This window comes from Shigella sp. FC1661 (assembly GCF_001712525.1).
GTDB classification, from domain to species: domain Bacteria; phylum Pseudomonadota; class Gammaproteobacteria; order Enterobacterales; family Enterobacteriaceae; genus Escherichia; species Escherichia coli.
The window spans coordinates 1-3,381 of the sequence record NZ_MDGW01000211.1 but is presented as its reverse complement, the minus strand read 5'-3'; the positions used below and the strand labels follow the sequence as shown (position 1 = coordinate 3,381).

7 protein-coding genes and 1 pseudogene are annotated in these 3,381 nt (G+C 47.6%); 4 read left to right on the top strand and 4 right to left on the bottom strand.

All coding sequences use genetic code 11. The features are described from left to right. Both BFF42_RS13045 and BFF42_RS13040 read left to right on the top strand, forming a co-directional pair. Positions 1–292 (top strand): annotated as a pseudogene (locus BFF42_RS13045) (IS1-like element IS1X2 family transposase); the annotation flags it as partial. 61 nt (positions 293–353) lie between these two features. Then, positions 354–1,148: a DUF2686 family protein gene (locus tag BFF42_RS13040; RefSeq protein ID WP_000174713.1), complete on the top strand. Its 795-nt coding sequence runs from the start codon at positions 354–356 to the stop codon at positions 1,146–1,148. Between the two features lie 70 nt (positions 1,149–1,218). On the opposite strand, the gene rplI is transcribed toward BFF42_RS13040, so the two are convergent. From rplI to rpsF, 4 genes are read right to left on the bottom strand one after another with little or no spacing between them, the layout of a single operon-like run. Beyond that, on the bottom strand, positions 1,219–1,668 hold the full coding sequence (rplI, locus tag BFF42_RS13035; protein WP_001196062.1) for a 50S ribosomal protein L9: 450 nt from the start codon (positions 1,666–1,668) through the stop codon (positions 1,219–1,221). A gap of 41 nt (positions 1,669–1,709) precedes the next feature. Further along, complete coding sequence (gene rpsR, locus BFF42_RS13030; protein ID WP_000135199.1) at positions 1,710–1,937, bottom strand: 30S ribosomal protein S18; 228 nt, start codon at positions 1,935–1,937, stop codon at positions 1,710–1,712. 4 nt (positions 1,938–1,941) lie between these two features. Beyond that, positions 1,942–2,256, bottom strand: a complete 315-nt coding sequence (gene priB, locus BFF42_RS13025) for a primosomal replication protein N (RefSeq protein ID WP_001296681.1) — start codon at positions 2,254–2,256, stop codon at positions 1,942–1,944. Positions 2,257–2,262: 6 nt separating this feature from the next. After that, positions 2,263–2,658, bottom strand: coding sequence for a 30S ribosomal protein S6 (gene rpsF, locus BFF42_RS13020; RefSeq protein WP_001216676.1), 396 nt, complete (start codon positions 2,656–2,658; stop codon positions 2,263–2,265). Positions 2,659–2,984: 326 nt separating this feature from the next. Between rpsF and yjfY the strand changes: the two genes are divergently transcribed. Together yjfY and BFF42_RS13010 are read left to right on the top strand one after the other, a co-directional pair. After that, complete coding sequence (gene yjfY, locus BFF42_RS13015; RefSeq protein ID WP_000492914.1) at positions 2,985–3,260, top strand: DUF1471 family protein YjfY; 276 nt, start codon at positions 2,985–2,987, stop codon at positions 3,258–3,260. A gap of 55 nt (positions 3,261–3,315) precedes the next feature. Beyond that, on the top strand, positions 3,316–3,381 hold a 66-nt coding region (locus BFF42_RS13010; RefSeq protein ID WP_096257578.1), incomplete at its 3' end, for an IS1 family transposase.

The following is a 3,381-nucleotide window of genomic DNA, read 5'->3' as shown; positions in this document are numbered from 1 at the left end:
GGCGCACGTCTTCGGTGAACGCACTCTGGCCACACTGGAGCGTCTTCTGAGCCTGCTGTCGGCCTTTGAGGTCGTGGTATGGATGACGGATGGCTGGCCGCTGTATGAATCACGCCTGAAGGGAAAGCTGCACGTTATCAGCAAGCGTTACACTCAGCGCATTGAGCGACATAATCTGAATCTGAGACAACATCTGGCAAGGCTGGGACGGAAGTCACTGTCGTTCTCAAAATCGGTGGAGCTGCATGACAAGGTCATCGGGCATTATCTGAACATAAAACACTATCAGTAAGTTGGAGTCATTACCCATTCAACTGCGATATTTGTAAAAACATTAAACAGGCAACAATAAAATGACATTACCAACAACTATTTATTCATTCCCCGCATATTTACCTCGTTTTTCGTCCACCGACAAACCAGCAAAATTAAAATTTCATCAATACGCACGCGCTACATTACTGTCAAATCGTGGAAGAGATCATAATTGCGATGGCAGACGTACTGTTGAGATCCACAAACTAGATCTCTCTGACTGGCAAGCATTCAATAAGTTAGCAACGAAGTGTAATGCTTACGATGGAGTAACAATGAATGGTGATAATTCTTTTGGATGGAACCATGAAGCTACATTAGATAATATTCACGCCCAGAAATACAATAAAGCTTACGCGGGTGCGAGGTTAACCGCAGAACTGAAATATTTATTGCAAGATGTCGAATCCTTCGAACCCAACAGTAAATACACAATACACAAAGTGGTTTTGGGACCTGGTTATGGTACTCCAGACTATACCGGCCAAACGATAGGATACGTTGTAACCCTTCCTGCCCAAATGCCTAATTGCTGGTCATCTGAACTACCAACAATCGATCTTTATATCGACCAACTTCGCACTGTTACAGGCGTTTCTAATGCCCTCGGATTCATCATTGCTGCATTGCTAAACGCGTATTCTGATTTACCCCATGATTTGAAAATTGGTCTGCGTTCCTTATCAAATTCAGCAGCAATCTACTCGGGTTTAGGTTTCGAGCGAGTGCCGCAGGACCGAGACATAAGGAGTGATCGTATGCATCTAACGCCAGCAAACCATCCTGACTTATGGACACAAGAGAATGGTGAATGGATCTACTTGCGAAACTAATACCTGACGAAAAATAGAAAGCAAAACGCCGACCAATGGTCGGCGTTTTTACGTCTCGTTGAATAACGAATTATTCAGCTACTACGTTTACGATCACTTTCGCGAATACTTCGCTGTGAACCTGGAAGCTCACTTCGTGTTCGCCAGTGGTACGCAGAACGCCGTTCGGCAGACGAACTTCGCTCTTAGCCACTTCAACGCCAGCTGCAGTTACAGCGTCAGCGATGTCGCGAGTACCGATGGAACCGAACAGTTTACCTTCGTCGCCAGCTTTAGACGCGATGGTAACAGTTTCCAGTGCATTGATTTTCTCAGCGCGAGCATTAGCAGCTGCCAGAACTTCAGCCAGTTTAGCTTCCAGTTCAGCGCGACGTGCTTCGAAGAATTCAATGTTTTTCTTGGTAGCTGGAACAGCTTTACCCTGCGGTACCAGGAAGTTACGAGCATAGCCCGCTTTAACGTTTACCTGATCACCTAGGCTACCCAGGTTTGCTACTTTATCAAGCAGAATAACTTGCATTACCTTATCCTCTCAAAGTCGTATTAATGGACCGTGACCGATTACTGATGGCGATCAGTGTACGGCAGCAGGGACAGGTAGCGAGCGCGTTTGATAGCGCGAGCCAGCTGACGCTGGTATTTTGCACGGGTACCGGTGATACGGCTTGGGACAATCTTACCGCTTTCGGTGATGTAGTTTTTCAGCGTAGCGATATCTTTATAGTCGATCTCTTGAACGCCTTCCGCGGTGAAACGGCAGAACTTGCGACGACGGAAATAACGTGCCATATGGCTAGTCTCCAGAATCTATCAATTCAATCTGCTCGGCATGCAAAACCATTTTGCTCAGTCCGTTCTTTGCCTTGTGGCATGAAATGAACCCCTGAACGGTTATGCGACTGCCGACCGTTATACTGTGAGTAATGGCCTGGTTTTCGTGTCCGCTAACAATAACGGGCATTTGGCACCACGCCTGCCGGTGAAAACCGGCTTCCTCCTGCACAGAACGATGCTCAAGCACGAACTGGCAGTGAGGAATTCCTGATGGACTGACCTTTCGAAGGGGAGTCCTGCACACGGTGCCGGACAACACCAGACGGTTGGTCATCAGAAATTACTCTTCAGAATCCCCAGCTTCAGCATCATCAGCGGTTTCGTTTGCGAAATCATCGCGACGCTCACGGCGCTCGTCTTTCGCTTTAACCATCGGAGATGCTTCGGTAACAGCGTGCTTGGTACGCATAACCATGCTGCGGATAACGGCATCGTTGAAGCGGAAGGTAGTTTCCAGCTCATCGATCACTTCCTGCGGAGCTTCAACGTTCATCAGAACGTAGTGTGCTTTGTGCAGTTTGTTGATCGGGTAAGCCAGCTGACGGCGGCCCCAGTCTTCCAGACGGTGGATCTTGCCTTCTGCACCAGTGATGGCAGCAGTGTAGCGCTCGATCATGCCCGGAACCTGTTCGCTCTGGTCAGGATGGACCATAAAAACGATTTCGTAATGACGCATCGAATTGCTCCTTACGGATTATTCAGCCTCCTGTCTGGGTCAGCCGAATCCCGGGGAGGCAAGGAACGTGTTAAAGGTCGGCTGAAAAATGACGCGTTATAGTACTTGTATGCCCCACTAAACTCAAGGCCAGCCGACAAATAAATCTCATCTTTCGCTCAAAAGAACTAACTCGCTGATTTGAAGTTCATCACATTCCGTCACAGTGTTTTTTCGAACAACTGCATCAGAAATGGTCACCATCAACTTCTTTATCATTGATTAAAATTAAATCAGAAGATCATCACAGAGGAGAGCACACAAAGTCAGCCGTCGAGGAGGTATCTATGTTCAGTCGTGTTTTAGCCCTTCTGGCTGTGCTTTTGCTAAGTGCAAATACATGGGCAGCCATTGAAATTAATAACCACCAGGCCAGAAATATGGACGACGTACAGAGCTTAGGCGTGATTTATATCAATCATAATTTCGCCACTGAAAGCGAAGCACGTCAGGCATTAAATGAAGAGACAGATGCGCAGGGCGCAACGTACTACCACGTAATTCTGATGCGGGAACCGGGGAGTAACGGCAATATGCACGCCAGCGCGGATATTTATCGCTAGGGTGATGCTGCCAACTTACTGATTTAGTGTATGATGGTGTTTTTGAGGTGCTCCAGTGGCTTCTGTTTCTATCAGCTGTCCCTCCTGTTCAGCTACTGACGGGGTGGTGCGTAACGGCAAA

What these genes read in the sequence shown, in the direction of transcription:
- BFF42_RS13040 (WP_000174713.1), top strand. Translation starts at nt 354, where the DNA reads ATGACATTACCAACAACTATTTATTCATTCCCCGCATATTTACCTCGT.
- rplI (WP_001196062.1), bottom strand. Translation starts at nt 1,668, where the DNA reads ATGCAAGTTATTCTGCTTGATAAAGTAGCAAACCTGGGTAGCCTAGGT.
- rpsR (WP_000135199.1), bottom strand. Translation starts at nt 1,937, where the DNA reads ATGGCACGTTATTTCCGTCGTCGCAAGTTCTGCCGTTTCACCGCGGAA.
- priB (WP_001296681.1), bottom strand. Translation starts at nt 2,256, where the DNA reads ATGACCAACCGTCTGGTGTTGTCCGGCACCGTGTGCAGGACTCCCCTT.
- rpsF (WP_001216676.1), bottom strand. Translation starts at nt 2,658, where the DNA reads ATGCGTCATTACGAAATCGTTTTTATGGTCCATCCTGACCAGAGCGAA.
- yjfY (WP_000492914.1), top strand. Translation starts at nt 2,985, where the DNA reads ATGTTCAGTCGTGTTTTAGCCCTTCTGGCTGTGCTTTTGCTAAGTGCA.